Source organism: Mycobacterium tuberculosis H37Rv (assembly GCF_000195955.2).
Classification (GTDB): Bacteria; Actinomycetota; Actinomycetes; order Mycobacteriales; family Mycobacteriaceae; genus Mycobacterium; species Mycobacterium tuberculosis.
On record NC_000962.3, the window covers coordinates 2,726,793 to 2,753,624 of the forward strand.

Below are 26,832 nucleotides of genomic sequence, written 5' to 3' on the forward strand. Positions count from 1 at the left end.
TGGCCGGGAATCAATGAGTATAGAAAAGCTCAAGGCCGCGCTCCCCGAGTACGCCAAAGACATCAAGCTGAACCTGAGCTCAATCACCCGCAGCAGCGTGCTCGACCAGGAACAACTATGGGGAACCCTGCTGGCCAGCGCCGCAGCGACACGAAATCCGCAGGTATTAGCTGACATTGGCGCTGAAGCGACCGACCATCTGTCGGCTGCAGCCCGCCACGCAGCCCTCGGAGCCGCGGCCATCATGGGCATGAATAACGTGTTCTACCGTGGCCGCGGCTTCCTTGAAGGCCGGTACGACGACCTGCGCCCCGGACTGCGGATGAACATCATCGCCAATCCGGGCATACCGAAAGCCAACTTCGAGCTCTGGTCCTTCGCAGTGTCCGCGATCAACGGGTGCTCGCATTGCCTCGTCGCCCACGAGCACACGCTGCGTACGGTAGGTGTGGACCGAGAGGCGATCTTTGAAGCGCTGAAAGCCGCAGCAATCGTTTCAGGCGTTGCACAAGCGCTGGCCACAATCGAGGCACTAAGCCCAAGCTAAGTGTCTGTACGCGATGACGCCGTGCTGGGTGACACCGGTGCGACCAACACGGTACTGTGGGCGATCGGCGGCGGCGCCTTCCACGGAGTCAACTTCGACAACGCATCCGACACCCGAAGCCTGTAGTCCCTCATCACCTCTCCGTCCTCGTCCCAGAAGTCGTCATATTCTTGGTCGAGGTCGGCGATCTGCGCAGTGAATTGCCCAAGCGCGTTGTTGTCGATCAGAATCTGCCTCTCAGCACGGTTGTTGTAGATCTGCGCCAGGGGCACCATATCGTGATGTGCCCATTCATAGGCCCGCACGATCTCGTGGATCTGCCTCTCGACCTCAGACAGCTGCACACAGAGGTCGGTCAGCCACCTGACAAACGGCTTGGCTGCCTCCATCAACTGCATCACCACTGGACCCGCCCAGGCGTCCATCAGAGACAGCAGCGTTCGGTTGAACGACCTCTGCACGGCCGTCATTTCCACATCCAACGACCTCCACGCCCTGGCGGCAGCCAACATCGAGTCAGGACCGGGGCCGGCATATATGTTGGCGGAGTTGACCTCCGGTGGGTACGCTTCGAAATGCATCTGTTTGTTCGTTGTTCCGTCGGCTCGTGACGACTGTAGTGACTCGTTAACTAAAGGTCTTGATGTTGTCGGCCTCGGCGGTCGCATACTTATCGGCGCCAGTGGTCAAGGCGTGCGCAAACTCCTCAAGAACCACCGCCGCCGCAGCGATGGTCTGCCGATACTTCCTTGCGTACTCGACCAGGAACGTCGCCGCCTTCTCCGACACCAGATCCGCAGCCGGAGGCCGCACAGCGGTTGTCATCGGGGCCACCTGAGCATCGCTTTGGATCGCACGATCGCGAATCCGTCGTACCTCCGTGGCCGCCACGGTCAACGCCTCGGGATTTGTGATCACAAAAGACATGCCGACTCCACTCCGCGATTAACGAACCCCCGGCACTGCACCGGGCTGATCAACCACCGGTTGTTTGCGCTGCGACTGCCCACGTTGAGAAAACGCAACGACTTCACTGGCATAATTATCCAACAGACGAAGGGATCAATTCCGGGTAAGCCGCTGCAAATCAAGCCGACTCAAGGCACACAACGCCACCCGACGATACCCCCCATGCTGACGTTCAAAGCAGTAGGGATGTAGCTTACCATGCCCCAATGGCCGTCGGAGGCCAGCCACCAGCGCACATGCCTGCACGGTGCACCTAATCGGTGCCGGCTTCCAGCGGCCGGCAGTTGACCCGCGATGACAGACACGCCCAGGCTCGTTGAGGCCGATCGCGTTCTCACACAGCGCATTACGGCTCGTGACAGATGAGGGAGTAGAGCGGGTCGGCAAGGGAAACCCATCATGGCGCCGGGCTCCGCCCCGGGTTGGGCCAGTGCGATGGCTGCGACGTCGTGGAAAAGCGCGGTGGGGTGCTCGGGCATGACGGATGGGCACTCATCACATCCTCCTGCTCCACGGCAGTGTTCGGCTCGCACCGTCATTGTGCTGATGGATCAGAACGTCCGCTCGCACGCCGGACACCGCGCCGCGCACCGAGGTAGCCGACGCTAGCCACCAGGAACGGGACCAAATAATTGATCACCATCCGTACCCACGTGCCGATCGTCGCGGCGCCCTCGGCAAGGGTGGCACCCTGATTCACCGCACATAGCACGGTACCCACGATCAGCGCCGTCGGAGCTGCGGTGCGCAGGGTGTGGCCGCGCAGAAACAGACCGATCGCTTGGCCAACCGTGTCCCACCGCTCGTCAGCGTCGCGCAGGCCCACGATGCTCGCCGGCCGCCGCTGGGGATTGGTGCAAGTCGCGGCGAATTGCCTGTTGCGCCTTCCTTTGCCGCTCGTCGATAACCCGACCCAGCTCCTGCAGCAGCATCGGCTTGTTCATCACGACCTGCTCAAGGTGCTCCCGGCCGATCTGCAGCGCGGTCACCTCTTCCAGCGCTACCGCACCGGCGGGGTCGGGTTGCCGAGTCAGCGCAGTCAAGCCCAGAAACGTGCCCTTTTTGAGGGTGGCAATCGCAACCACGGATCCGTCATCGGTCGTAACCGTCAGCCGCACGCTGCCGGCGATCACGAAGGTGATACCCATGGGAACCACACCCGCGTGCTGCACGATCTCATCAGTGCCGTAGCGCACCAGCCTCGCGTACCGAGCCAGCGACTGCTGATCGCTAGAGCTCAGTCGCAGCTCGGGCCCCACCACCGTGCGCAGGGCGGACTCCACACGTTCGGCCGTCGAGAACTCGTCGTCGGCCTCGTCGAGGTGTAGCCCTTCCCGACGCGCGGCGTACCAGACCCAGCGCAGAAACGTTGCCTGCGTTGGGCCTTCGTCGGCCGGTGATGTCAGCCTGACCGTCGTTCGATACTCGGCGGCTCCTCGGGCAATTGTGGCGGGCACGACCCCGGGCTTAACATGCGGTAGCGCGCTGGCAGCCCTGTTCAGCATGGCGCATACCTTGTCCGGGGGATCGGACGTGGAAAATGTGGTCGTGATCGAGCATTCGTGCGCCCCGGCCGGCCGGCTGAGATTGGTAAACGCGGTGGTGGCCAACATCGAGTTGGGCATGATCTGCAGTCCGCTGCCGGTGTCGATATGGACAGCCCGCCAGTTCACCTCGACGACTCGTCCGCGGGCTGTGGGTGTTTCCAACCAATCATCGATCCGAAAGGGCTGTTCGAACAGCATGAACAAGCCCGACACGATCTGGCCGACGGAGTTCTGCAGCATCAGGCCGATGACGACTGACGTCACACCTAACGCGGCGAACAGTCCACCGACCCGCACCCCCCAGATGTAGGACAGGATCACCGCCAAACCTATGCCGATCAGCGCGAAGCGCGCGACATCGACGAAGATGGCGGGTAGCCGCTTGCGCCAGCTCTGTTGGGGCGCACCCTGAAACAGGGTGGCATTCAGTAACGACAGCAGCAGCACCAGCACCAGAAATCCGAACGCTGTCGTGAGCACCCGCACGGTGGGGTCCTCGGCCGGGACTTCAGATGCCTTGACAAGCAGCAGCAAAACCGCGCCCAGGGGTAGCAGGTAGTTTCGCAGCAGACTTGCCTGCCTGGCCAGATGGCTGTTCCGTCGGACGAGTATGTTGTGCAGTTCGGTGAGAACGATTAGCCCGGCCGGCAATCCGATCGCAATGCCAACGGCCCAGTAGAACCATGTCGAGTCGAGCAGGTTCATGATCGCTCCGACAATCGGTAGATCGGCTCTTCTAACCCTCCGACAGAAATCGTGCCCGCAGCCGTGAACTGCCACACGTCTCGCATCGCCTCATACACCTGCGAGGTGACATAGATGCCGGGCTGTGGTGAACCGCTGTGCATTTGGTAGGCCAGACTCACTGCCGCGCCCCACATGTCGTAGACGACACTTGATCTGCCGACCAGCCCGCTAATGACGTCCCCGGTGTTGATACCGACTCGCAGGTGCAGATCGTTACCGGTTTGGCAATTGAACCGATCGACGATGCGCCGCATCTCTAGGGCGAAGTCGACGGTTCGGGGAATATTGTCCAGCCGTGGCGTGGTTACCCCGCAACCGGCGAGATAGCCATTGTGCAGCGTGCGAATGCGTTCGACACCAAGGTGTTCGGCGGCCGAATCGAACTGGCGGACCAGCTCGTCGACAATTTTGACCAGTTCGTTACCCGACAGGCCGCTGGAAATCTCGTCGACACCCAGGATGTCGGCAAACAGGACGGTGACATCTTGGTGCTCCTGCGCAATGGTCTGCTCCCCAAGGCGGTACCGCTCGACAACTGGCTCGGGCATCATCGATAGCAATAACCGGTCGTTTTCCTTGCGTTGCTCGTTGAGCAGCTCCTCTTTGGTTTGCAGATTCCGACTCATCTCGTTGAAAGCGGCTGTAAGATCACCGATTTCGTCGCGTGACTTTACCGGAATGTTGACTTCGTAGTCGCCTGCGCTGATCTTCTGGGTGCCAACCTCGAGCCGCCGGATTGGCCGCACCATCGCATGGGCGATCAGCATCGACGCCACACAGATGACGACAATGATGCCAACTGTAACCAGCACAAGCGCCCTGCTGAACGACGCGACGGCCGCGAACGCCTCAGAATCGTTCCGCGTTGCCAGGATCGACCAGTGCAGATCGGAGTCCGGCACATTCAGCGGCGCGTAGGCCTCCAGTTCCCTGCTACCCGTGTAGTCGGTGGAGGTGACGGTTCCGGTCTGTCCGCGTTGGGCGGCGCGCAGTCCTTCGGTCGCAACAGGCTGCAGCAGCGTCGTCCCACCGAACTGGATCGCTCTGTTGACCACATCAAGTGACGTGCCTGCTGCCACAACCTGTTTCCGGTATTCCTCCGGGTCTTGCAGGAAGAGCCGAGAATCGGACCGCATCAGACTGTCCGGACCGGCGAGATAGGTTTCCGTCCCACTACCCATGCCAGCCGCTTGCCATTGCCTGTCGGCGGTCATGATCTTATTGATCTTGTCGATCGGCAACGGCAGCGCCAAAACGCCCTGAGTTTTGCCGCCCGCTTCGACCGGTGCCACCAACCACGCGGTCGGCACGCCGAGTTGAGGCTGATACGGCTTGAAGTCGGTAATCCAGGTAAAGTCGACGGCGTTGGCGCCCAACGCTTTAAGGTAGGCGTCACGCAGATTGGATTCGCGATACGGCCCGGTCAGAATGTTGGTACCGAGGTCGGGGTCCTTGCTCAGGGTATAGACGATATTGCCCCGGGTGTCCAGCAATACCGCGTCGTCGTAATCGAACCGGGTGACGATTTCCCGGAAATAGCTGTTGAATTGCGCGTTGGCGGCCGACCATGCACTGCCGTCGCCGGCATCGTCCAGCCGCATCGCATCTTGGTCCGACGTGAATGGTGCAGTGTAGTACGCCTGAAGATACCTTTGGGCCGGAGAAGTCGGCAGCAGCGCGGTGATGTCGAGTTTATCGCCGGTCGTGCGTTCGACGGGTGTGATGAATTCGTTGTTGTAGTAGTTGACGATCGCCTGTTGTTGGGCGGGGCTGATCGTGGCGTCAGCCAGCTGGTCAAAGCCGGCCGTGAACCGCACGACGGCATCGACAACCGTGAGTCCACGTTCGTAAATGACCAGCGAATTCGTCAGGTCAGAAAATAGTGTCTCAACTGCCCGCTTCTGCGACTCGCGCAACTGGGTCAACCGCTCGTAGGCGGCTGCTCTTAGCGAAGTGCGACCAGATTGATAGACAATGGCCGCAATCGCCGCGACGGACACGATACTCGTCAACAGCAGCAGCACCATGAGCTTGGACTGGATGCTGGCCCGGAAACGCGGCCGACGCCGGAGCACATTCTTATGGCGCTTCTTAGCCGGGGTGGATTCACTCTCGGCTACCGAGTCCAGTGCCTCACCCGACGTCAACCGGCTTCCCCTCTGCTGTCGGTCGCAGGCTGCTCTACGACGCGCCGATTACGCAGCAGACTAACGTGCCCAGCCCACGATCATCGCGTTTGCCGAAAAGCCACCAGCGACCAATCGAGGAATGCGCCGCGTACGGGTCCTCGTCATCGTCCTCGTCGCGCACGCGCTTCTTGAGGGGTGGTAGCGATTGGTTCTGGGTGGTCCGTAATCGAGGTGAGCCAGGATAGCTCGGCCGTATCGCAATGTTCAGCGAGTCGATGGATCAACACATGCCCCGGCACCGGCAACCGCTGCGGAGTGGTCAACGCATCAAACGACGACGCACTCAGACCATCGACCGACAGCATCGAGCCGGTCCAGCATCCCGACCACCCGTCCCGATCCGCAAGCATGTTCGAATACTGGGACGCGCCACCGACAGGACACCCACTGATACCCTTGGGACAAAAGTGACACAAGTGATTTCAGCCAACAGCAAGCATGGCAAACGCCAGTGAGACTAACGTCGGCCCCATGGCGCCCCGGGTGTGCGTGGTAGGCAGCGTGAACATGGACCTGACGTTCGTGGTGGACGCGCTTCCGCGCCCCGGCGAGACGGTGCTTGCGGCGTCGTTGACCCGAACGCCAGGCGGGAAGGGCGCCAACCAGGCGGTGGCCGCAGCGCGCGCAGGCGCGCAGGTACAGTTCTCCGGTGCATTCGGCGACGATCCAGCCGCCGCCCAGCTGCGGGCCCACCTGCGCGCCAACGCCGTTGGACTGGACAGGACCGTCACGGTGCCCGGACCGAGCGGGACGGCGATTATCGTGGTCGATGCCAGCGCCGAGAACACCGTGCTGGTGGCGCCGGGTGCCAATGCACATCTGACTCCGGTACCCTCGGCCGTCGCCAACTGCGATGTACTGTTGACCCAGTTGGAGATTCCTGTTGCAACCGCGCTGGCAGCCGCGCGGGCAGCCCAGTCGGCCGATGCGGTTGTCATGGTCAACGCCTCCCCAGCCGGCCAGGATCGAAGCTCCTTGCAGGACTTGGCCGCTATCGCCGACGTGGTGATCGCCAACGAGCATGAGGCAAACGACTGGCCGTCGCCACCAACACATTTCGTGATCACCCTGGGTGTGCGCGGTGCCCGGTACGTCGGCGCGGACGGGGTGTTCGAGGTACCCGCCCCAACGGTAACGCCAGTGGATACCGCCGGCGCCGGCGACGTATTTGCCGGGGTCCTTGCTGCGAATTGGCCGCGCAACCCAGGTTCGCCGGCCGAGCGACTGCGCGCATTGCGGCGGGCCTGCGCTGCGGGTGCGCTGGCAACTTTGGTGTCCGGTGTCGGCGACTGCGCACCGGCCGCCGCCGCGATCGATGCGGCCCTGCGAGCCAACCGCCACAACGGTTCATGACCACTGCTACGCACCGAAGGAGACCCGCTGATGCGAACGACCACCGCGGCCGACTTAGCGCTGGCACTCTTCGCGGTTTTCAGTGTGGTCGGATTCGGCTGACGCAGTTGGCTGCAGCACCGACGCACCGGATCCACCGGCTTTCGCGGCGTCAGCGGCCGGGTCGGTTCGCTGGAGTGGATTACCGGGACGTGCTTTGTCATCGCCCTGATCGTGACGGTGGTCGCTGCGGTGCTGCAGCGGACCAACGTTGTCCAACCGCTGAATACTCTGCGCATGGTCTGGATTCAGGTTGCCGGCATAATCCCGGCGACGGCCGGGATCGCGGCCACGGTTTACGCCCAGCTTGCGATGGGCGATTCGTGGCGGATCGGGGTGGACGAGCAGGAGAACACCACTCTGGTGCGCACCGGCCCGTTTAAATGGGTGCGTCACCCCATCTACACGGCCATGATGGCGTTTGGCCTCGGGCTGTTGCTGGTGACTCCGAATCTCGTTGCCCTCGCCGGGTTTATCCTGCTCGTTGCCACGCTCGAGGTGCATGTCCGCCGCGTCGAAGAACCCTACCTGTTGCGGACGCACAGTGCCGTCTACCGCGGCTACACCGCCAGCGTCGGCCGGTTCGTCCCGGGTGTGGGGTTGATCCGCTAGCCCTTGGGCACCTCACGGTCGATCTGATCGAGCCAGATTCGCGCTGACATATCCGACGGGGCCCGCCAATCCCCACGCGGCGACAACGCGCCCCCGTGGGACACCTTGGGGCCGTTGGGCAATGCCGAACGCTTGAACTGGCTAAACGAATAAAACCGCTGGACGAAAATCTGCAGCCAATGCCGGATTTCGGCCAATGAATAGGACGGGCGTTCGCTCTTTGGGAAGCCGGGCGGCCAGTTGCCCCGCTCCGCATCGTTCCACGCATGCCAGGCCAAAAACGCAATCTTCGACGGGCGAAATCCGTAGCGCAGTACCTGAAAAAGCGAAAAGTCCTGTAGGGCGAAAGGTCCGACCTTGGCCTCGCTGCTCTGCAGCTCCTCCTCGCCGGTCGGAATGAGTTCGGGGGTGATCTCGGTGTCGAGCACCGACTGCAATACCTCACCCACCTTCTCACCGAACTCACCCGCCGAAATGACCCACCGGATCAGGTGCTGGATCAGCGTCTTGGGCACACCGGCGTTGACGTTGTAGTGCGACATCTGGTCGCCGACACCGTATGTCGACCAACCCAGTGCCAGCTCCGACAGGTCCCCGGTGCCCAGTACGATTCCCCCGCGCTGGTTGGCGATACGGAAAAGATAGTCGGTGCGCAACCCGGCCTGGACGTTCTCGAAGGTGACGTCGTACACTTTTTCGCCAACCGAATACGGATGGCCGATTGTGTGCAGCATCAACCGAGCGGTGTCGCCGATATCGATTTCGGAGAAGGTAACCCCCAGCGCACGTGCCAGCTTGATCGCGTTGTTCTTAGTGTGCTCCCCGGTGGCGAATCCGGGCAACGCAAACGCCAGAATGTCGCTGCGCGGCCGGCCCTCGCGGTCCATGGCATGGGTCGCGACGATCAGCGCGTGCGTCGAGTCCAATCCCCCGGACACACCGATAACGACCTTCGGATAGTCCAGCGCCCGCAACCGTTGCTCGAGTCCAGACACCTGGATGTTGTAGGCCTCGTAGCAATCCTGTTGCAATCGTTGCGGATCGGCCGGAACGAACGGGAACCGCTCGACCTCGCGCAGCAGTCCGATGTCGCCTGCCGGTGGGTCGAGTGCGAAGTCGATGCGCCGGAACGATTCCGTTAACTCCCGGTGGTGACGCCGGTTGTCGTCGAACGTGCCCATCCGCAGCCGCTCCGACCGAAGCAACTCGGTGTCAACGTCGGCGACACTGCGGCGCACTCCTTTGGGGAAACGTTCGGACTCCGCGAGCAGTGCGCCATTCTCCCAGATCATCGTCTGACCGTCCCAGGCCAGGTCCGTCGTTGACTCCCCCTCCCCCGCGGCGGCATAGACATAGGCAGCCAGACACCGCGCCGACGCCGAGCGCGCAAGCAGCCGGCGGTCCTCGGCACGGCCGATGGTGATCGGGCTGCCGGACAGATTCGCCAGCACCGTCGCGCCCGCCAGGGCCGCCTCGGCGCTGGGCGGCATCGGCACAAACATGTCCTCGCAGATCTCCACATGCAACACAAAGCCGGGTAGATCTGACGCGGCGAACAACAGGTCCGTGCCGAAGGCCACGTCGGCGCCACCGATGCGGATCGTGCCCCGCTCCCCGTCTCCGGGCGCCATCTGGCGCCGCTCGTAGAACTCGCGATAGGTGGGTAGATACGACTTGGGCACCACGCCGAGCACGGCGCCGCGGTGAATGACGACCGCGGTGTTGTAGATGCGGTGTCGATGCCGCAGCGGAGCCCCGACCACCAGTACAGGTAACAGGTCGGCGGATTCGGTCACCAGGTCGAGCAGCGCGTCCTCGACGGCATCGAGCAGAGAGTCCTGCAGTAGTACGTCCTCGATGGAGTAGCCCGACAGCGTCAGCTCAGGAAAGACCGCCAACGCTGCGCCATCGTCGTGGCACGCACGGGCCATGTCCAATACCGACGCGGCGTTGGCCGCCGGGTCACCGATGGTGGTGTGGTGAGTGCAGGCGGCAACGCGCACGAACCCGTGCTGGTAGGCGGAGTAAAAGTTCATCGTCCTTTCATTGTCGCCCAGCGACGTCAGAACGCCCGAATCACCCGCCGAGTATCCACGCTCGACACCGTGGAATCCCCCGCGCTGCTGGCAGATGGCGGCATTGACCGGCGTGGGGATGCTACCGACTGGGCCGCTGCCGACCCTGGGCCCTGATTGGCCGCCGAGCAGTCCCATGACGATCCGCTAGTTCACCTCGGATACCCGCTCGGCCGCAATGCGCAGCTAGCGGCCATGTTGATCGAAATCATTTGGGGTACACCGCATCTCGGAGCAATATGGTAGCTAAACTTGCTTAGCTTGCTTCGCCGACACCGCGACCAGATCGTCGGCGTGCACCACCGGGCGGCGCAGCTCGCCGGGTAGCTCAGAGGTGGACCGGCCCACCATGGTGGCCAGCTCGGACGCGTCGTAGGCAACCACCCCGCGGGCTACCATGGCCGCGTCGGGTGCACGCAGTTCGACCACATCGCCGCCGCAAAACCGGCCGGACACCGCGGTGATACCCGCCGCCAGCAGTGACCGGCGTTGTCGCACCACAGCGCGCACCGCACCGGCGTCGAGAGTCAGTGCGCCGGTTGCTTCGGCGGCATAACGCACCCAGAACCGCCGGGCCGACAGACGCGCGGGCCGGGCCGCAAACACCGTGCCCACCGACGCGTCGGCGAGCGCGGTCGCGGCGTCGGCCGCGGGGGCCAGCAGTACCGGCACCCCGGCGTCGGCGGCCAACAGCGCCGCCGCCACCTTGGACGCCATGCCGCCAGTACCCAGGTGGCTACTGCGGCCGGCGACCACACCGTCCAGATCCGCCGGCCCGGACACCTCCGGAATGAACGTCGCGTCCGCGGTTTTGCGCGGGTCGCAGTCGTAGAGGCCGTCGATGTCCGACAGCAGCACCAAAGCGTCGGCGCCGACCAGGTGCGCCACCAGTGCAGACAGCCGATCGTTGTCACCGAACCGGATCTCGTTGGTGGCCACGGTGTCGTTCTCGTTGACAATCGCCACCGCGTGCAACGCGCGCAGCCGATCCAGCGTGCGTTGGGCGTTGGTGTGCTGCACCCGCATCGAAATGTCGTGCGCGGTCAGCAGCACCTGGCCCACCGTGCGGCCGTAGCGGGCGAACGCCGCGCTCCACGAGTTCACCAGCGCGACCTGCCCGACGCTGGCCGCCGCCTGCTTGGTCGCCAGATCTTTGGGACGACGGGACAGCCCGAGCGGCTCGATGCCGGCGGCGATGGCGCCCGAAGACACGATGACGACGTCGGAACCCGCCTTCATCCGCCGCTCGACCGCCTCGGCCAGTCCGGCCAGCCGGCCGGCATCGAACATCCCGGACGGTGTGGTAAGCGCCGTGGTCCCGACCTTCACGACAAGGCCGCGCGCGGTCCGGATTGCGTCCCGATGCGGACTTCTCATCAGCCATCCCCGTGTTCGCGACGCCGACTCCGAGCGGCCTTTCGCTCGGCCGCGCCCACCCGCTTGTTGCTGTCCAGCCGCGGATCGGTGCCCCGGCCGGACATCGCGACCGGCTCACCCGCAGGCGTTTGCGGCTCCCAATCGAACGTCATCTCGCCGATGGTCACCGCGCATCCTGACCGCGCACCCAGCCTCAGCAATTCCTCCTCGACACCCAGGCGCGCCAGCCGGTCGGCGAGATAGCCGACGGCCTCGTCGTTGTCGAAGTTGGTCTGGTCAATCCAACGCTCGGGCCGGGCACCGCTGACGACAAAGCCACCATGCCCGTCGGGTTCGACGGTAAAACCGCTGTCGTCCACCGGAATCGGACGAATCACCGGCCGCCGTGGCACCGCCACCGGCCGCGCAGCGTTGTAGTCCGAGATCATCTGCGACAGCCCAAAGATCAACGGCTGCAGGTTTTCCCGGGTTGCGGTCGACACGCAGAACACCGGCCAGCCGCGCTGGGCGATGTCGTCACGGACGAACTCCGCGAGCTCGCGGGCCTCCGGCACATCGATTTTGTTGAGGACCACCGCACGCGGCCGTGCGGCGAGATCGCCCAGAGCCGCGTCCCCTTGCAGCGTGGGCGTGTAGCACGCGAGTTCCGTTTCCAGCGCGTCGATGTCCGAGATGGGGTCGCGGCCCGGCTCGGCGGTAGCGCAATCCACCACATGCACCAGTACAGCGCAGCGCTCGATGTGCCGCAGAAAGTCCAGCCCCAGACCACGGCCCCGGGATGCGCCCGGGATCAACCCCGGCACGTCGGCGACGGTGAACGCGTGCTCGCCAGCCGAGACCACACCGAGGTTGGGCACCAGGGTGGTGAACGGGTAGTCGGCGATCTTCGGCTTGGCCGCCGAAATCGCCGACACCAGCGAGGATTTTCCGGCCGACGGAAACCCGACCAGGCCGACGTCGGCGACGGTCTTGAGTTCCAAGGTGAGGTCTCGGGACTGTCCCTTTTCGCCGAGGAGTGCGAAACCGGGGGCCTTACGCACGCGGGAAGCCAGCGCGGCGTTGCCCAAACCGCCACGGCCTCCGGCGGCGGCTTCAAAGCGGGTGCCCGCGCCGACCAGGTCGGCCAGTAGCCGGCCGTTCTCGTCCAATACCACGGTGCCTTCGGGAACTTTCACTTCCAAATCCGCGCCGGCGGCCCCGTCGCGGTTATTGCCCATCCCGTGCTTGCCCGAAGCCGCGGTGAGATGCGGGCGGAAATGGAAGTCGAGCAGGGTGTGCACTTGCGGATCGACGACGAAGACGATGCTGCCGCCCCGGCCGCCATTTCCGCCATCGGGGCCGCCCAGCGGCTTGAATTTCTCGCGATGGACCGAAGCGCAGCCGTTACCGCCCGAACCCGCTCTGGTGTGGATGACGACCCGATCGACAAACCGAGGCACCGAGCTCCCCTTCATCTGCGGAGTGTGCAGCTACTGCGGGTTTTGCCCCTCGTGAATCTTCGCAGTGGGCGCACACGCGCGACGCTCAGGCAGTGGTCGAACCGACGATGCTCACCGTCTTACGTCCGCGTTTGATGCCGAACTCGACCGCCCCGGCCGTCTTGGCGAACAAGGTGTCATCGCCGCCACGCCCGACGTTGACGCCGGGATGGAATTTGGTACCGCGCTGGCGGACCAGGATCTCGCCGGCCTTGACGACCTGGCCGCCGTACCGCTTAACCCCCAGCCGCTGGGCGGCGGAATCGCGACCGTTGCGCGAGCTGGAAGCCCCCTTCTTGTGTGCCATGTCTGTCGCCTCCGTTATGCGATGCCGGTGACCTTCAGGACCGTCAGCTGCTGACGGTGTCCCTGCCGTTTGTGGTAGCCAGTCTTGTTCTTGAACTTGTGGATACGGATCTTGGGGCCCTTGGTGTGCCCGAGCACCTCACCGGTCACCGCGACCTTGGCCAGTGCCTTCGCATCGGTGGTGACGGTGGCGCCGTCGACAACCAGAGCCACCGGCAGGGACACCTTCTCCCCCTGCTCGGATTCCAGCTTTTCGACCTTGACCACATCTCCGACAGCGACTTTGTACTGCTTGCCGCCGGTCTTGACGATTGCGTAGGTCGCCATCATTGCTCCTGCCTCTTCATACTTCCGCTGCATGCGTTGCGCTTCGCGCGCGGGCCAGCGGCGGGACGCGTGCTGGGTCTTGGGCGGGCACCTACAACGGACCCCGCATCGTCTCCAGCCGTCAGCCTGGCGACAACTGGTCAAGGGTACGTGACCTGCAACTACGGGGTCAAACCAGCGGGGCCTCAGCGAGATCGACGCCAGCACACGAAAGTGCGCCGGTAGCGTCGATCTCGACGCTACCGGCGCACTCCGGGGCCCGGGTGGTGACGTCATCCGGGTTGGACCGCTGATGGCTGCGGCTAACATCGTGCCGAATCGCGTCCGATGTCGATCTGGAGGAACCGCCGATGACCGCCCCCTTGGATCGTGCGCCGGTCACGGATTTGCCGGCTAACAACAAAGGCCGAGACCGCACCCACTGGCTGTATCTCGCGGTCATTTTCGCAGTGATAGCCGGTGTGATCGTGGGGCTGACGGCGCCGTCGACCGGAAAAAGCCTCACGGTGCTCGGGACGGTGTTCGTCAACCTGATCAAGATGATGATCGCACCGGTCATCTTCTGCACGATCGTGCTCGGGATCGGCTCGGTGCGCAAAGCCGCGGCCGTGGGCAAGGTCGGCGGGCTGGCTTTGGCCTACTTTCTAACGATGTCATCGGTGGCGCTCGGGATCGGGTTGATCGTCGGCAACCTACTCAGTCCGGGTAGGGATCTGCACCTTAGGCCTGGTGCGGTCGGAAGCGGCGCAGCATTGGCCGGCCAGGCTGCGGAGTCACACGGAATCGCTGGGTTCATCCAGCAGATCATTCCGAGGTCGCTCCCCTCAGCCCTTACTGAAGGCAACGTGCTGCAGGTGTTACTCGTCGCGCTGCTGGTCGGTTTCGCGGTCCAAGGCCTGGGCCCCGCAGGCGAGTCCATCCTGCGTGCCGTCGAGAACCTGCAAAAGCTGGTGTTCAAGGTGCTCGTGATGGTACTGTGGCTGGCTCCGATCGGCGCGTTCGGTGCGATCGCCAATATCGTCGCCACGACTGGCTTCAACGCCGTCACCAACCTGCTGCTGCTGATGGCCGGCTTCTACCTGACGTGCGTGGTGTTCGTTTTCGGCGTCCTGGGAGTGCTACTGCGCATCGTGTCGGGTTTGTCGATCTTTCGGCTGCTGCGCTATCTAGCCCGCGAGTACTTGCTGATCTTCGCAACATCGTCGTCGGAGGTGGTGCTGCCCAGACTGATCACCAAGATGAAACACTTGGGCGTGCAATCCAGCACGGTCGGCGTGGTGGTGCCGACCGGCTACTCGTTCAATCTTGACGGCACCGCTATCTATCTGACCATGGCGTCGCTGTTCATCGCCGACGCGATGGGACATCGCTTGACATGGGGCGAGCAGATCGCGCTGCTGGCGTTCATGATCATCGCGTCCAAGGGCGCTGCCGGGGTCAGCGGTGCGGGCCTTGCGACGCTGGCCGGCGGCCTGCAGGCTCATCGCCCCGAGCTGCTGGACGGTGTCGGGCTGATTGTGGGGATCGACCGGTTCATGTCGGAAGCCCGTTCGCTCACGAACTTCTCCGGCAACGCCGTCGCAACCATCCTGGTTGCCTCGTGGACAAAGACCATTGACCTGTCCAAAGCCGACGAGGTGTTGCGCGGTCGTGATCCCTTCGACGAATCGACCATGGTCGATCCCCACGATGAGGAGCCACCCGCCGCCACACCCCACGGGGGCGGCGTCCCGACGAACCCTGCGCTGTGCGATTTCGAGCAGGTCAGTCTAGGCGGATTGGTGGGCCGGCCGGCCGGCCCGCAACGCGCCGACGTGGACGGGTAGGGGCCAGCTCCGTGACACCGGGGACGTCGACTTCGCCCGGGGAACCGTCCAAGCCGGCTGCATCCTCCTCGTCGACGTCGGCATCGGCGGCGTCTTCGTCGGAGTCTTCGTCGTCGGAATCGGAGTCTTCAACGTCGAGATCCTCGTCGAGGTCCTCGTCGTCGAGGTCCTCGAGGTCCTCGTCGGCGTCGAGCTCGTCCTCGTCTTCGTCGGTGTCCTCGGTGTCCTCGAAGTCCGCTTGGGCGGTGTCGTCGAGGTCAGTGGGCGGTTGATCGCCGGCCTGCTCGGCGAGTTCGGCAGCGGGCTCCCCGGATTCCTCGTCACCGCGACCAGCCAGCGAGGACAAGCCCGCTGCCATCGCCTTGAACATGGGATGCTCACCGGGAGCGTGCACGGGGACCTTGGCGACCATGCTCCTATCACTGGACTCTTCGGACCGGCTCTTTTTCGATCGCTTGCCCCGCCGAGCACCGGGCTCAGACTTTCGCCCAGTCGCCGCGGCCGAATCGACCGGGTCGGCGTGCAGCAGGATCCCGCGGCCACTGCAGTTCGGACACGATGTGGAGAACGCTTCGATCAGTCCGGTTCCCAACCGCTTGCGAGTCAACTGCACCAGCCCCAGCGACGTCACCTCGGACACCTGGTGGCGGGTGCGATCGCGGGCCAGCGACTCGGTCAACCGGCGCAACACCAAGTCGCGGTTGGACTCCAGCACCATGTCGATGAAGTCGATGACCACGATGCCGCCGATATCGCGCAGCCGCAGCTGGCGCACGATCTCCTCGGCCGCTTCCAGATTGTTCTTGGTGACCGTCTGCTCGAGGTTGCCCCCGGCTCCGGTGAATTTACCGGTGTTGACGTCAATGACCGTCATGGCTTCGGTCCGGTCGATCACCAGCGTCCCGCCCGACGGCAACCACACCTTGCGGTCCATCGCTTTGGCCAGCTGCTCGTCAATGCGGTGCACCGTGAAGACGTCCGGCGCGGACTGGCCATCCGGCCCGTCAGCGGACTCGTACTTGGTCAACTTCGAAACCAATTCGGGAGCAACAGAATTCACGTATTCATTGATCGTGTTCCAAGCCTCGTCGCCGGAAACGATGAGGCCGACGAAGTCCTCGTTGAACAGGTCACGGATAACCTTGACCAGCACGTCCGGTTCTTCGTACAGCGCCACCGCAGCGCCCGCGGCCTTCTCCTTGGTCTCTTGTGCCTTGGCCTCGATCTGCTCCCAGCGTTCCCGTAGCCGAGCGACGTCTGCGCGAATGTCGTCCTCTTTGACGCCCTCAGACGCGGTACGGATGATGACCCCAGCGTCAGACGGCACCACCTCGCGCAGGATCTCCTTGAGCCGCTGACGTTCAGTGTCGGGCAGCTTGCGGCTGATCCCGGTCGACGACGCGCCCGGCACATAAACCAGAAATCGACCGGCCAGCGACACCTGCGTGGTCAGCCGCGCGCCCTTATGCCCTACCGGGTCCTTGCTGACCTGCACCACGACATAGTCGCCGGGTTTGAGGGCCTGCTCGATCTTGCGATCGGCCCCGCCCAACCCCGCTGCATCCCAATTGACTTCACCGGCGTAGAGCACTCCATTGCGACCGCGCCCGATGTCGACGAACGCCGCCTCCATCGACGGCAGCACGTTCTGCACAATTCCCAGGTAGATGTTGCCCACCAGGGAAGCCGAGGCCGCAGACGTCACGAAATGCTCCACGACGATACCGTCTTCGAGCACCGCAATCTGGGTGTACCGCGTGCCCGGCAGCGGTGGCTCGGTGCGGACCCGGTCGCGCACCACCATCACCCGCTCGACCGCCTCACGGCGAGCCAGAAACTCGGCCTCACTCAACACCGGTGGGCGGCGCCGGCCGGCGTCGCGCCCGTCGCGGCGGCGTTGCCGCTTGGCTTCCAGGCGGGTCGAGCCGTCGATGCCCTTGATCTCAGTGGAGCCAGAGCCGCCATCCTGCGAGTTGCCGGCCTTGTCACCCGCGCGGGGCACGCGTTCGTGTACGACAGTGTTGGGCGGATCGTCAGGCAACGGGCCCTCTAACGCAGCGTCGTTGTCGTCACCAGAAGCCGACTTACGCCGTCGCCGGCGGCGCCGGCGACGATTGCCGGCCTCCAGCGAACCGTTTTCGTCCTCGCCGTTGTCACCGGCTTCGGTATCTTCGGAATCTCGATCGTCGCCGTCGTCGGTTTCGGCGGCGTCCGCGCTGGTAAATTGTTGGGCCCGGGGCTCGGATTGCTGGTCAACCGGATCACCGTCGGATCCACCCTGCTCCCCGCGTCCGCGACCGCGACCCCGACGGCCGCGACGTCGCCGCCGGTTCGCCGGCCGGTCTAGCTGCCCTTCGTCGTCAGCGTCGGAATCGTCGGCGACGTAGTCGGGGCCATCGTCGACGTCCTCGTCGTCCGCTAACGGCTCGGGAATCGGCTGGGGCGCGACGAACAGCGGCATATAGTGCGGCCGCTCCACGTCGGCATTCCGAGTCTCCTGGGTCTCTAGCATCAGCCGGGACTCGGGTTCCTCGGACGCTTCGGGCGCATGGACCGAGGCCGCCAGCACGCCGGCAGTCTCGAGATGAGTGGCCAGCAGATCGCGCACCCGGACCGCATCGACGCGATCCACCGTGGAATGTGCGCTGCGGACCCGTCCGTCGAGCGCGGTGAGCGCATCCAGCACCCGCCTGCTGGTGGTTCCCAGCGTTCGTGCCAGCGAATGGACTCTTAGGCGGTCCGGCAGTTCCTCATGCTGGCTCGGTTCTGGTGGATCTGAAGGTGGGGCACCGTCTATCACGTATTCTCCTCAAGCCCCCGGGCGCGTCTTGATCGACGCGGCCACGCGAGGGCTTCGCTATCTGCCCGGGTCACTTGTCTCCCGAGCTTGTGATGGTCTTGTCCCGAGCAGCTCATGACGAACCCACTCGGCACCGTGCTGAATGACGGCCCGACATGCCGCGCCGCATCGAAGGATGGCGATGGTCGCGGTTGCCTAAGTCTTCATTCGGGCGTCCGACACCGCTTCGGCGACGTTCACCCGTCATCAGTATCCCACATCACTGGGCCGAGTCACCTTCCCTTGAGCTGGGGTGCTGCCCAAGCCGCCCGGGATCGGCGCACCCGGAGCTAGGCGCCGGGAAACCAGAGCGCGATTTCGCGCTGCGCGGATTCGGCCGAATCAGACCCGTGCACCAGGTTGAACTGCGTCTCTAGAGCGAAGTCGCCCCGGATTGTGCCGGGCGCCGCCGCCTGCACCGGGTCGGTGCCGCCGGCGAGTTGGCGAACCGCCGCGATGGCTCGGGTTCCCTCCACGATCGCCGCTACCACCGGACCCGACGTGATGAACTCCAGCAACGATCCAAAGAATGGTTTGCCTTCATGTTCGGCGTAGTGCTGGCTGGCCAACTCCGCGCTGACGGTCCTGAGCTGCAGCGCAGCGATGGTGAGGCCTTTGCGCTCGATGCGGCTGATGATCTCGCCGATCAGCTGCCTTTCGATGCCATCCGGCTTGATCAGTACCAGAGTCCGTTCGGTCACGGTGCCCAACACTAGATGCCGCAAGATGTATGCCCAAACCGGTCATTGCGACACCCGGTAATCCCGACGCCGCCGCACCTCGGCACGCAAATACGCGATCAGGACCCACAACGCGGCGAACAGCACGCCAATGAAACCCACACCCGGGTACACGGCGAAGCCGGCAACCAGCACCGGTTGTGCGCCCAGGTTCACCCAGATTGCCCAGGGTCTGCGCTGCAGCCCGGTCAGCAGTATCAACAGCACGGCCAGACCGACCAAATAGCCCAGCGAGGCCGGACGCAGCCCACCGCCGACCGCGTCCACTACCGGTATTGCCAGCAGCACCACGATCGCCTCGAGGATCAGCGTCGCCGCCATCACCGCGCTGAATCCCTTCCACGGGTCAGCCGGCTCACGCGACCGGTCGGTCATTGCGGATCACGACCGAACAAGGTCCGAGCCGCCCCTGCGGTGACAACCGAGCCGGTGATGACGATCCCGGTTCTCGAGAATGCGTCCCCGGCCACATCCGGGTCGGCGGCGGCGTCGTCGACCAGTGAGGTGGCAACGTCGATAGCATCGCGCAGGTTCTCGGCGGTGCGCACCCGGTCGGGTCCGAACCGCTCGCCGGCCGCCAGCGCCAGGGCCTCGACATCCAGCGCCCGCGGCGACCCGTTGTGGGTCACGACGACGGAATCGAACACCGGCTCCAGTGCGGCCAGGATGCCGTCCACGTCCTTGTCGCCCAGCACGCTGAGCACCCCGACCAGAAATCGGAAGTCGAACTCATGCGCCAGCGTTTGTGCCAGAGCACTCGCCCCGGCCGGATTGTGCGCGGCGTCGATGAACACCGTGGGTGCGCTGCGCATGCGCTCCAACCGGCCGGGACTGGTGACGGCGGCAAAGCCGGCCCGGACGGCGTCGCCGTCGAGCTGACGCTGCGCACCGGCACCGAAAAAGGCCTCGACGGAAGCGAGGGCGAGCACCGCGTTGTGCGCCTGGTGTTCACCGTGCAGCGGCAAGTAGATGTCGGAGTAAACCCCGCCGAGGCCCTGCAGTTGCAGTACCTGACCGCCGACCGCGATCTGTCGCCGTAGCACCGCGAATTCGGAATCCTCCCGGGCCACCGACGCGTCGGCGCGCACCGATTCGGCCAGCAGCACCTCCATGACCTTCGGGACCTGACGCCCGATGACCGCGACGGTGTCCGGCGAACCGTCGGGGGCCCGAGTGATGATGCCCGCCTTCTCCCCGGCGATCCCGGCGATATCGGCACCGAGATAGTCGACGTGATCAATGCTGATCGGGGTGATGACGGCGACCGGTGCGTTGATCACGTTGGTGGCGTCCCAACGTCCGCCCATGCCCACCTCGACCACTGCCACGTCGACGGGCGCGTCCGCAAAGGCCGCGAACGCCATCGCGGTGAGCACCTCGAACTTGCTCATCGCCGGGCCACCCTTACCCGCAGAAGCCTGCGACTGCTGGTCGATCAGCGCCACCAACGGCTCGATCTCCCGGTAGGTCGCCACATACTGCGCCGGGCTGATCGGCTTGCCGTCGATCGAAATGCGTTCCACCGGTGACTGCAGGTGTGGGCTGGTGGTTCGGCCGGTGCGCCGGTGCAGCGCGGTGACCAGCGCGTCGACCATGCGCGCCACCGAGGTCTTGCCGTTGGTGCCCGCGATATGGATCGACGGATAGCTGCGTTGGGGCGAGCCCAGCAGGTCCATCAACGCGCTGATCCGGGTCAGGCTCGGATCGATGCGGGTCTCCGGCCAGCGTTGGTCGAGTAGATGCTCAACCTGCAGCAGGGACGCGATCTCGTCCGGAGTGGGCACGACGCCGGTGGCCGATCCCGAGTCAGGCGGGCCGGAATTCGTCGAATTCATTGCAGCGCAGCCAACCGGGTGGTGATGCGCTCGGTTTCCTGCTGCGCCACGCGCTGGCGGTCCCGGATCTTGGCAATGACGGCGTCGGGCGCTTTGGCCAGAAAGTCCGCGTTGGCCAACTTGGCGGCGGTCGACGCCAGCTCCTTTTGGGCGCCGGCCAACTCCTTTTCCAGGCGGCGACGCTCGGCGGCCACGTCGATGGTGCCCGAGGTGTCGAGCTCGACGACGACGGTGCGGTTCATCTCGGGGCCGAGCCGAACCTCCAACGAGACCGACGGCTCAAAATCCGGGCCCGGCTCGGTGAGCCACGCCAGCGAGGTCACGGCGGCCACCTGGTTGCTCAGATCCGAGTCCCGCACACCGTGCATTCGGGCCGGAACCTTCTGCCGGTCGGCCAGACCTTGATCGCTGCGGAACCGCCGCACTTCGGTCACCAACTTCTGCATATCGTTAATCCGTTGCGCGGCAACAAGGTCCACGCTAATCCCGGAAGGCTCCGGCCAGTCGGCGCTGACCAGCGATTCCCTGCCGGTCAGCGCCAGCCATAGCGCCTCGGTGAGGAAGGGAATCACCGGGTGCAGCAGGCGCAGCAGCGTGTCCAGCCCGGCGGCCAGCACGGCGGTGGTGTGTGTGAGTCCCTGGGCAAGCTGCGTTTTGGCCAGTTCGAGGTACCAGTCGCAGAATTCGTCCCAGGCGAAGTGATACAGGGACTCACAAGCGCGGCTGAACTCGTATCCGTCGAAGGCCGAATCAACTTCGGCCCGAACCTCTTCCAACCTTCCGAGAATCCAGCGGTCGGCGTCGGTCAGCTCGTTCGGCGATGGCAGGGGTGCTGGCGCGGCGCCATTGAGCAGTGCGTACCGAGTGGCGTTGAACAGCTTGGTCCCGAAATTGCGCGACGCCCGCACGGCATCCTCGCTCACCGCCAAGTCACCACCGGGACTGGCCCCGCGGGCCAGCGTGAACCGCAGCGCATCGGCCCCGAACATTTCCACCCAATCCAGCGGGTCGATGACGTTGCCCTTGGACTTGCTCATCTTGCGGCCAGACTCGTCGCGGATCAGCCCATGCAGAAACACGTCGGTGAACGGCACCTGCGGGCCCCGGCGGCCGTCGAGGGTGATGGCGGCGTCGTCGCCGACGAAGGTGCCGAACATCATCATTCTGGCCACCCAAAAGAACAAGATGTCATAGCCGGTAACCAGAACGCTTGTCGGATAGAACTTTTCCAGCTCCGCCGTCTTGTCCGGCCAACCCAGCGTGGAAAACGGCCACAGCGCCGACGAAAACCAGGTATCCAGCACGTCAGGATCCTGTTCCCAGCCCTGCGGGGGTGTTTCGTCCGGGCCGACGCACACCTGTTCGCCGTCGGGTCCGTACCAGATCGGGATCCGATGCCCCCACCAGAGCTGTCGCGAGATGCACCAGTCGTGCATGTCGTCGACCCAGGAGAACCAGCGGGGTTCCATGCTGGCCGGGTGAATCACGGTGTCCCCGTTGCGCACCGCATCCCCGGCCGCTTTGGCCAGCGATTCCACCCGGACCCACCACTGCAGGGATAGCCGCGGCTCGATCGGCTCGCCGCTGCGTTCGGAGTGTCCGACGCTGTGCAGGTAGGGTCGCTTTTCTTCGACCACGCGGCCCTGGGCCGCGAGCGCTTGGCGCACCGCGACCCGTGCCTCGAAGCGGTCCATGCCGTCGAATCGCGTTCCGGTGTCGACGATCCGGCCCTTGGTGTCCAGGATCGAGGGCATCGGCAGCTGGTGGCGCACCCCGATTTCGAAGTCGTTGGGGTCGTGGGCGGGTGTGACTTTGACCGCGCCGGTGCCGAATTCAGGGTCCACGTGCTCGTCGGCGACAATGGCCAGCTCCCGGTCGACGAATGGGTGCGCCAGGCTGGTGCCGACCAGGTGACGGTAGCGCTCGTCATCGGGATGGACGGCGATCGCGGTATCGCCCAGCATCGTCTCGACCCGGGTGGTGGCGACCACGATGTGGGGTTGCGAGTCGTCAAGCGAGCCGTACCTAAACGACACCAGCTCGCCTTCGACGTCGCGGTAGTTGACCTCGAGGTCGGAGATCGCGGTCTGCAGCACCGGCGACCAGTTGACCAGCCGCTCGGCCCGATAGATCAGCCCGGCGTCATAAAGCCGCTTGAAGATCGTGCGCACCGCCCGCGACAGACCTTCGTCCATGGTGAACCGGTCGCGGCTCCAGTCCACCCCGTCACCGAGTCGGCGCATCTGGCCGCCGATGGCACCGCCAGACTCTCGCTTCCAATCCCACACCTTGTCCACGAACAGCTCGCGGCCGAGGTCTTCTTTAGTCTTGCCGTCGACCGCCAGCTGCTGCTCGACCACGCTCTGGGTGGCGATCCCGGCATGGTCGGTGCCCGGCTGCCAGAGCACCTCATAGCCCTGCATCCGCTTGCGCCGCGTCAAGGCGTCCATCATGGTGTGTTCCAGCGCGTGGCCCATGTGCAGGCTGCCGGTCACGTTCGGCGGCGGCAGCACGATCGAATAGGCCGGCTTGGTGCTGGTCGGGTCCGCGGTGAAGTAGCCAGCGTCCAGCCACTTCTGATAGATGGCGCTCTCCATCGCGGCCGGATCCCACGACTTGGGCAGCATATCGGCGGCAGGGTGAGGGCTGGCGGTCACCGATCAATTCTAGGAACCGCTTCACACCGGCATGAAAGCGCCCGAAACCGCCCGGATTCAGCTAGCCAGTCGCGTGGTCTGCAGCGACACACCGGCGGCCGGCAAACGCTCCAGCAGGGCGTCACCCATTGCGGCCGCGGGGGTTAACACACCACGCATGTCGGACAGCTTGTCGCGATCCAGTGCCAGCGCCAGACCACACTCCCCCAACAACACCGACGTCGCCTTGTAGCCGGGGTCACCATCTTGGGCCATGCGCGCCAGGTACCGGGCTCCGGTGGTTGTGGTGGTGTAGGTCTCGATGCGGTAGTAGCCGCGCTCGCGAGCCGCCGCACTGGGGCCGGTGCCGGGTTTGGGGACGACACGCTTTACCAGTCCCCGCGGCAGCAGGCGGATGTAGCGGCTGGCCAAGCCGAACATCGCGTTGCCGACACCGCCGCCGACAACCGATACCACCGGCGCCAGCACCGTGGACCCTACGCTCATGGTTTCGCTGTAGCGGAACCGCCGGCCGTAGGCCCAGTCCAGGAGCGCGTTGCTGCGGCGCACGATCCGGGTGTTGGTGGGCGCCATGATGAATCCCGCGGTCCACACACCGGCCAGTTCCGGCGCGAGCCGACGGCCACGACGCGACGGCAGGTCAGGCTGTGGGCCCAGTTCGGGTTCGGCGCCGCGGTCTGGGCTCAGCATGTAGGGGTCGGATAGCTGGCGGCGCGCATCGGGATCGTTAGAAGCGGTGCTCAACACCTCCAGCATCGATGCGATGGTGCCGCCGGAGAACCCGCCTTTGAAGGAACGCACCACGCAGTTGGTGTCGGTCAGCTCGCCGGCGCCGTCTTCTCGTGCCGCGTGGTATAGGGCGTACACGCTCAGATCAGATGGGACGGAGTCGAATCCGCAGGCGTGCACGATGCGTGCACCGGTGTCGGCGGCCTGCTTGTGGTACAAGTCGATGCTGTTGCGCATGAACATCGGCTCGCCGGTCAGGTCGGCGTAGTCGGTGCCGGCGGCAGCGCATGCGGCCACCAGCGGCAGCCCGTAGCGGGTGTAGGGCCCAACGGTGGTGACCACGACCTGGGCGCGGGCGGCCATGGCTTGCAGCGTCGACGGCAACGACGCGTCGGCGGTCAGGATCGGCCAGGTCTGCGCGGATTCGCCCAGGGCTTCGCGAACGGCGAGCACCCGTTGCGTCGACCTGCCGGCCAGCGCGATCCGGGCATCTCCCCCGGCCCGGGCCAGGTATTCGGCGGTCAGCTTGCCGACGAAGCCGGTCGCCCCGTACAACACGATGTCGAATTCACGCGGCGTAGCGGTCACGGGTTTGACGCTACTCCGGGGTGCGCGAGCAGACGCAAAAGCTCCCAAATCCGACCGGATTTGGGAGCTTTTGCGTCTTTTCGCGGTGGTCAGCCGCGGCGGCCGCAGACCGGCCAGGCGCGGATACCCTGCGAACGCAGCACGTTCTCAGCCACCCGGATCTGCTCCTCCCGGCTCGCGTTGGCCGCGGACCCCGAGCCACCGTTGGCACGCCAGGTGCCGGCGGTGAACCGCAGGCCGCCGTAGTAACCGTTACCGGTGTTGATCGACCAGTTTCCACCGGACTCGCACTGCGCGATCGCGTCCCAGTTCACGCTGTAGGCCACGGGCACGGGAGGCGCTTCCTCCGCAGGCGGGGACAGGAAGTCCGGGGCCAGCGGCGGGGGGAGGTTGGGATCAAAGCCCGCGTCCTCCGGAGCCGGCGGAGTATCGACGGGTGCAGCGTCCGGGGCCGGCGGCAGGTTCGGGTCAAAGCCCACGGCATCCGGGCCGGCTGCGGCGTTTGGGTCCAAGCCCGCGTCGTCGGCATTGGCGATACCGGCTGGTGACGTGGTCACCAACGTCCCGGCAATCGCGGCGGCGATGAGCGTCGTACGGGCGTTCTTCAACGTTGTTCCTTTCGCGGTGCGCGCGCGCCAAAGCCAACCCACGGGCATGGGTTAGCTGCCAGGTGCATTCGAGGGTGCTGCGTGGGACGTGCCGTCTCGGTCCGGCACGGCAGCGGAGCGCTTGATCTGCCCGGCGCGGCTGCTAGCCGCCGCCTGCGGGTCGGCCAACCGATTCAGCCGTCCCCGGCTCCGCTCGCACGCGGGTCCGTAGATTCAATTGTTGAGATTTCTTGCTGCCCGTCTGCCGGGCCAAGGGGACCGTACGATAACGATTTGGATTCGTCATCTCCGGCAAACCGAGATATCAGTTCAATCACAAGCCGATCACGGCGCGGTGGCACAATTGTTGTTGCAGGTCAGAAGTGCGGTTTTGGCTCAGCTGTATCTTTGCGACCGCGGCGCTATCGTGAGCCGAATCACGCAAATATTGTGACCCCGGACACGGATTTGTCACCATCGTGGCCCTGGTCCGGGATCTGATCCACACGCCGTGGTGACCTGCGCCACAACGACTTGCCCACCCCGACGTCCACCACACCTCGAATCAGCTAGACTGCTCCCAATAATCCGCCCTAATACTAAGTGCCGCACTGTGATTCATAGGTAACCTGGGGCACCACCAAATAGCAGTCTGCCGTAACAGCCGGATCCTCTACCGTCAGCAGACTCAAATGTCCTCCACCCCAACGCAATACGTGATCAACCGCGCACCAGAGACGCCAACTGTAGTCAAGGCAGTACTAGAAGCGGCGGCCATGGCCAATGTTAATAACGTCTTCATTGAAAACAAGACGAGAATATCTCGAAAGGCCACCAGAAAATTAATACGGAATAGTATTAGCGTCCGGGCTGCATCGGTGCGTGCAAGCCTGCGGCCGAATTGACGTTGGTCAGCGGTCGGGAATCCGCCATCACGATCCGCAGTGCATCCGAAGCGTCGACCAGGGCGCTCATCTTTCGCTCGCCGGCACCGACCAACGTGTCGACGCGGTCGGCCAGATCCGTCCGATACACCGCGGCCAGGTAGTGGTTACGGCCATCCCAGGGCAACACCACTTCGGCATCGGTCTGCACCGCGCGGCGCGCGAGATCCTCGATCAATTCCACTGTCAGATAAGGCATGTCGACCGCACAGACAAACGCGAGCCGGACACCGGCCTCCGCAGCCGCACGCAACCCGCGACCGGTCGCCGGCAGCGGCCCCAGCCCCGGCAGCTCATCACGCAGAACGGGGACCGGCAGCGTGGGCAACGGTTGTCCCGGAGCGGCCATCACGAAAACCGGCGCGCAGCGCTGGCCGAGAATGCCGACCATATGCTCCACCAGCGTGGTGGTTCCCCCGGGGAGGGGCAGGGTGGCTTTGTCGCGACCCATTCGGCGGGATTCACCTCCCGCGAGAACAACCCCGGCCAGCGGCACTGTGTCGGGCGCGAGCTCAGCCACG

The 26,832-nt window shown here is 64.7% G+C and carries 26 protein-coding genes; 6 read left to right on the forward strand and 20 right to left on the reverse strand.

Going from position 1 to position 26,832, the window contains the following annotated elements; translation table 11 throughout:
• Positions 1-13 precede the first annotated feature (13 nt).
• Positions 14-547, forward strand: coding sequence for an alkyl hydroperoxide reductase AphD (gene ahpD / locus Rv2429; RefSeq protein NP_216945.1), 534 nt, complete (start codon positions 14-16; stop codon positions 545-547).
• Here the strand turns inward: ahpD and PPE41 are convergent.
• The 6 genes from PPE41 to Rv2435c all read right to left on the reverse strand — a co-directional run bounded on the left by PPE41 (position 544) and on the right by Rv2435c (position 5,957).
• A complete protein-coding gene (gene PPE41 / locus Rv2430c) occupies positions 544-1,128 on the reverse strand; it encodes a PPE family protein PPE41 (RefSeq protein ID YP_177881.1) in 585 nt (194 codons plus the stop codon). The genes ahpD and PPE41 overlap by 4 nt on opposite strands.
• 46 nt (positions 1,129-1,174) lie before the next feature.
• Complete coding sequence (PE25, locus tag Rv2431c; RefSeq protein YP_177882.1) at positions 1,175-1,474, reverse strand: PE family protein PE25; 300 nt, start codon at positions 1,472-1,474, stop codon at positions 1,175-1,177.
• Positions 1,475-1,644: 170 nt separating this feature from the next.
• Positions 1,645-2,055, reverse strand: coding sequence for a hypothetical protein (locus Rv2432c; protein NP_216948.1), 411 nt, complete (start codon positions 2,053-2,055; stop codon positions 1,645-1,647).
• Positions 2,052-2,342, reverse strand: coding sequence for a hypothetical protein (locus tag Rv2433c; RefSeq protein ID NP_216949.1), 291 nt, complete (start codon positions 2,340-2,342; stop codon positions 2,052-2,054). Before Rv2433c ends, Rv2432c begins: the two co-directional genes overlap by 4 nt.
• Positions 2,323-3,768: a transmembrane protein gene (locus tag Rv2434c; RefSeq protein ID NP_216950.1), complete on the reverse strand. Its 1,446-nt coding sequence runs from the start codon at positions 3,766-3,768 to the stop codon at positions 2,323-2,325. Before Rv2434c ends, Rv2433c begins: the two co-directional genes overlap by 20 nt.
• The gene (locus Rv2435c; RefSeq protein NP_216951.1) at positions 3,765-5,957 is read right to left on the reverse strand and encodes a cyclase; all 2,193 of its coding nucleotides are present in this window, start codon (positions 5,955-5,957) and stop codon (positions 3,765-3,767) included. Before Rv2435c ends, Rv2434c begins: the two co-directional genes overlap by 4 nt.
• Before the next feature lie 480 nt (positions 5,958-6,437).
• Here Rv2435c and rbsK point away from each other — a divergent pair, with 480 nt between their 5' ends.
• Both rbsK and Rv2437 read left to right on the forward strand, forming a co-directional pair.
• The gene (rbsK, locus tag Rv2436; RefSeq protein NP_216952.1) at positions 6,438-7,352 is read left to right on the forward strand and encodes a ribokinase RbsK; all 915 of its coding nucleotides are present in this window, start codon (positions 6,438-6,440) and stop codon (positions 7,350-7,352) included.
• A 231-nt stretch (positions 7,353-7,583) separates the two neighbouring features.
• Complete coding sequence (locus tag Rv2437) at positions 7,584-8,003, forward strand: transmembrane protein (RefSeq protein NP_216953.1); 420 nt, start codon at positions 7,584-7,586, stop codon at positions 8,001-8,003.
• On the opposite strand, the gene nadE is transcribed toward Rv2437, so the two are convergent.
• On the reverse strand, positions 8,000-10,039 hold the full coding sequence (nadE, locus tag Rv2438c; protein ID NP_216954.2) for a glutamine-dependent NAD(+) synthetase: 2,040 nt from the start codon (positions 10,037-10,039) through the stop codon (positions 8,000-8,002). The two genes, Rv2437 and nadE, sit on opposite strands and share 4 nt — an antisense overlap.
• Here nadE and Rv2438A point away from each other — a divergent pair.
• A complete protein-coding gene (locus tag Rv2438A; protein ID YP_177671.1) occupies positions 9,917-10,195 on the forward strand; it encodes a hypothetical protein in 279 nt (92 codons plus the stop codon). The genes nadE and Rv2438A overlap by 123 nt on opposite strands.
• 129 nt (positions 10,196-10,324) lie before the next feature.
• Here the strand turns inward: Rv2438A and proB are convergent, their stop codons facing one another.
• From proB to rplU, 4 genes are all read right to left on the reverse strand, one after another.
• Positions 10,325-11,455 carry a glutamate 5-kinase protein gene (gene proB / locus Rv2439c; RefSeq protein NP_216955.1) on the reverse strand — a complete coding sequence of 377 codons (1,131 nt, stop codon included), beginning with the start codon at positions 11,453-11,455 and terminating at the stop codon, positions 10,325-10,327.
• Complete coding sequence (gene obg / locus Rv2440c) at positions 11,455-12,894, reverse strand: GTPase Obg (protein NP_216956.1); 1,440 nt, start codon at positions 12,892-12,894, stop codon at positions 11,455-11,457. Before obg ends, proB begins: the two co-directional genes overlap by 1 nt.
• 85 nt (positions 12,895-12,979) lie before the next feature.
• Positions 12,980-13,240, reverse strand: a complete 261-nt coding sequence (gene rpmA / locus Rv2441c) for a 50S ribosomal protein L27 (protein NP_216957.1) — start codon at positions 13,238-13,240, stop codon at positions 12,980-12,982.
• Positions 13,241-13,254: 14 nt separating this feature from the next.
• Entirely contained in the window at positions 13,255-13,569 is a 315-nt protein-coding gene (gene rplU, locus Rv2442c) for a 50S ribosomal protein L21 (RefSeq protein NP_216958.1), read from the reverse strand.
• 347 nt (positions 13,570-13,916) lie between these two features.
• Between rplU and dctA the strand changes: the two genes are divergently transcribed.
• Positions 13,917-15,392, forward strand: a complete 1,476-nt coding sequence (gene dctA / locus Rv2443) for a C4-dicarboxylate-transport transmembrane protein DctA (RefSeq protein NP_216959.1) — start codon at positions 13,917-13,919, stop codon at positions 15,390-15,392.
• On the opposite strand, the gene rne is transcribed toward dctA, so the two are convergent.
• From rne to rpfE, 7 genes are all read right to left on the reverse strand, one after another.
• Positions 15,331-18,192: a ribonuclease E gene (gene rne, locus Rv2444c; RefSeq protein ID NP_216960.1), complete on the reverse strand. Its 2,862-nt coding sequence runs from the start codon at positions 18,190-18,192 to the stop codon at positions 15,331-15,333. The two genes, dctA and rne, sit on opposite strands and share 62 nt — an antisense overlap.
• 329 nt (positions 18,193-18,521) lie before the next feature.
• Positions 18,522-18,932 carry a nucleoside diphosphate kinase gene (gene ndkA, locus Rv2445c; RefSeq protein ID NP_216961.1) on the reverse strand — a complete coding sequence of 137 codons (411 nt, stop codon included), beginning with the start codon at positions 18,930-18,932 and terminating at the stop codon, positions 18,522-18,524.
• 42 nt (positions 18,933-18,974) lie between these two features.
• On the reverse strand, positions 18,975-19,346 hold the full coding sequence (locus Rv2446c) for an integral membrane protein (RefSeq protein NP_216962.1): 372 nt from the start codon (positions 19,344-19,346) through the stop codon (positions 18,975-18,977).
• Positions 19,343-20,806 (reverse strand): folylpolyglutamate synthase FolC, encoded by a 1,464-nt coding sequence (folC, locus tag Rv2447c; RefSeq protein NP_216963.1) that lies wholly within the window; start codon positions 20,804-20,806, stop codon positions 19,343-19,345. Before folC ends, Rv2446c begins: the two co-directional genes overlap by 4 nt.
• The gene (gene valS / locus Rv2448c; RefSeq protein ID NP_216964.1) at positions 20,803-23,433 is read right to left on the reverse strand and encodes a valine--tRNA ligase; all 2,631 of its coding nucleotides are present in this window, start codon (positions 23,431-23,433) and stop codon (positions 20,803-20,805) included. Before valS ends, folC begins: the two co-directional genes overlap by 4 nt.
• A gap of 87 nt (positions 23,434-23,520) precedes the next feature.
• Entirely contained in the window at positions 23,521-24,780 is a 1,260-nt protein-coding gene (locus Rv2449c) for a trans-acting enoyl reductase (RefSeq protein ID NP_216965.1), read from the reverse strand.
• Positions 24,781-24,869: 89 nt separating this feature from the next.
• Positions 24,870-25,388: a resuscitation-promoting factor RpfE gene (gene rpfE / locus Rv2450c; protein ID NP_216966.1), complete on the reverse strand. Its 519-nt coding sequence runs from the start codon at positions 25,386-25,388 to the stop codon at positions 24,870-24,872.
• Between the two features lie 81 nt (positions 25,389-25,469).
• Between rpfE and Rv2451 the strand changes: the two genes are divergently transcribed.
• Positions 25,470-25,868, forward strand: coding sequence for a hypothetical protein (locus Rv2451; protein NP_216967.1), 399 nt, complete (start codon positions 25,470-25,472; stop codon positions 25,866-25,868).
• A 187-nt stretch (positions 25,869-26,055) separates the two neighbouring features.
• Here Rv2451 and Rv2452c read toward each other — a convergent pair whose 3' ends face one another.
• Both Rv2452c and mobA read right to left on the reverse strand, forming a co-directional pair.
• Positions 26,056-26,202, reverse strand: coding sequence for a hypothetical protein (locus Rv2452c; RefSeq protein NP_216968.1), 147 nt, complete (start codon positions 26,200-26,202; stop codon positions 26,056-26,058).
• Positions 26,203-26,225: 23 nt separating this feature from the next.
• Entirely contained in the window at positions 26,226-26,831 is a 606-nt protein-coding gene (mobA, locus tag Rv2453c) for a molybdenum cofactor guanylyltransferase (RefSeq protein ID NP_216969.1), read from the reverse strand.
• Position 26,832: the final 1 nt, after the last annotated feature.

Coding starts and splice junctions, on each gene's coding strand:
- nadE (NP_216954.2), bottom strand. CDS start 10,039: ATGAACTTTTACTCCGCCTACCAGCACGGGTTCGTGCGCGTTGCCGCC.
- Rv2432c (NP_216948.1), bottom strand. CDS start 2,055: ATGACGGTGCGAGCCGAACACTGCCGTGGAGCAGGAGGATGTGATGAG.
- ahpD (NP_216945.1), top strand. CDS start 14: ATGAGTATAGAAAAGCTCAAGGCCGCGCTCCCCGAGTACGCCAAAGAC.
- folC (NP_216963.1), bottom strand. CDS start 20,806: ATGAATTCGACGAATTCCGGCCCGCCTGACTCGGGATCGGCCACCGGC.
- Rv2434c (NP_216950.1), bottom strand. CDS start 3,768: ATGAACCTGCTCGACTCGACATGGTTCTACTGGGCCGTTGGCATTGCG.
- dctA (NP_216959.1), top strand. CDS start 13,917: ATGACCGCCCCCTTGGATCGTGCGCCGGTCACGGATTTGCCGGCTAAC.
- rplU (NP_216958.1), bottom strand. CDS start 13,569: ATGATGGCGACCTACGCAATCGTCAAGACCGGCGGCAAGCAGTACAAA.
- PE25 (YP_177882.1), bottom strand. CDS start 1,474: ATGTCTTTTGTGATCACAAATCCCGAGGCGTTGACCGTGGCGGCCACG.
- rbsK (NP_216952.1), top strand. CDS start 6,438: ATGGCAAACGCCAGTGAGACTAACGTCGGCCCCATGGCGCCCCGGGTG.
- proB (NP_216955.1), bottom strand. CDS start 11,455: ATGAGAAGTCCGCATCGGGACGCAATCCGGACCGCGCGCGGCCTTGTC.
- rpmA (NP_216957.1), bottom strand. CDS start 13,240: ATGGCACACAAGAAGGGGGCTTCCAGCTCGCGCAACGGTCGCGATTCC.
- Rv2446c (NP_216962.1), bottom strand. CDS start 19,346: ATGACCGACCGGTCGCGTGAGCCGGCTGACCCGTGGAAGGGATTCAGC.
- valS (NP_216964.1), bottom strand. CDS start 23,433: ATGCTGCCCAAGTCGTGGGATCCGGCCGCGATGGAGAGCGCCATCTAT.
- PPE41 (YP_177881.1), bottom strand. CDS start 1,128: ATGCATTTCGAAGCGTACCCACCGGAGGTCAACTCCGCCAACATATAT.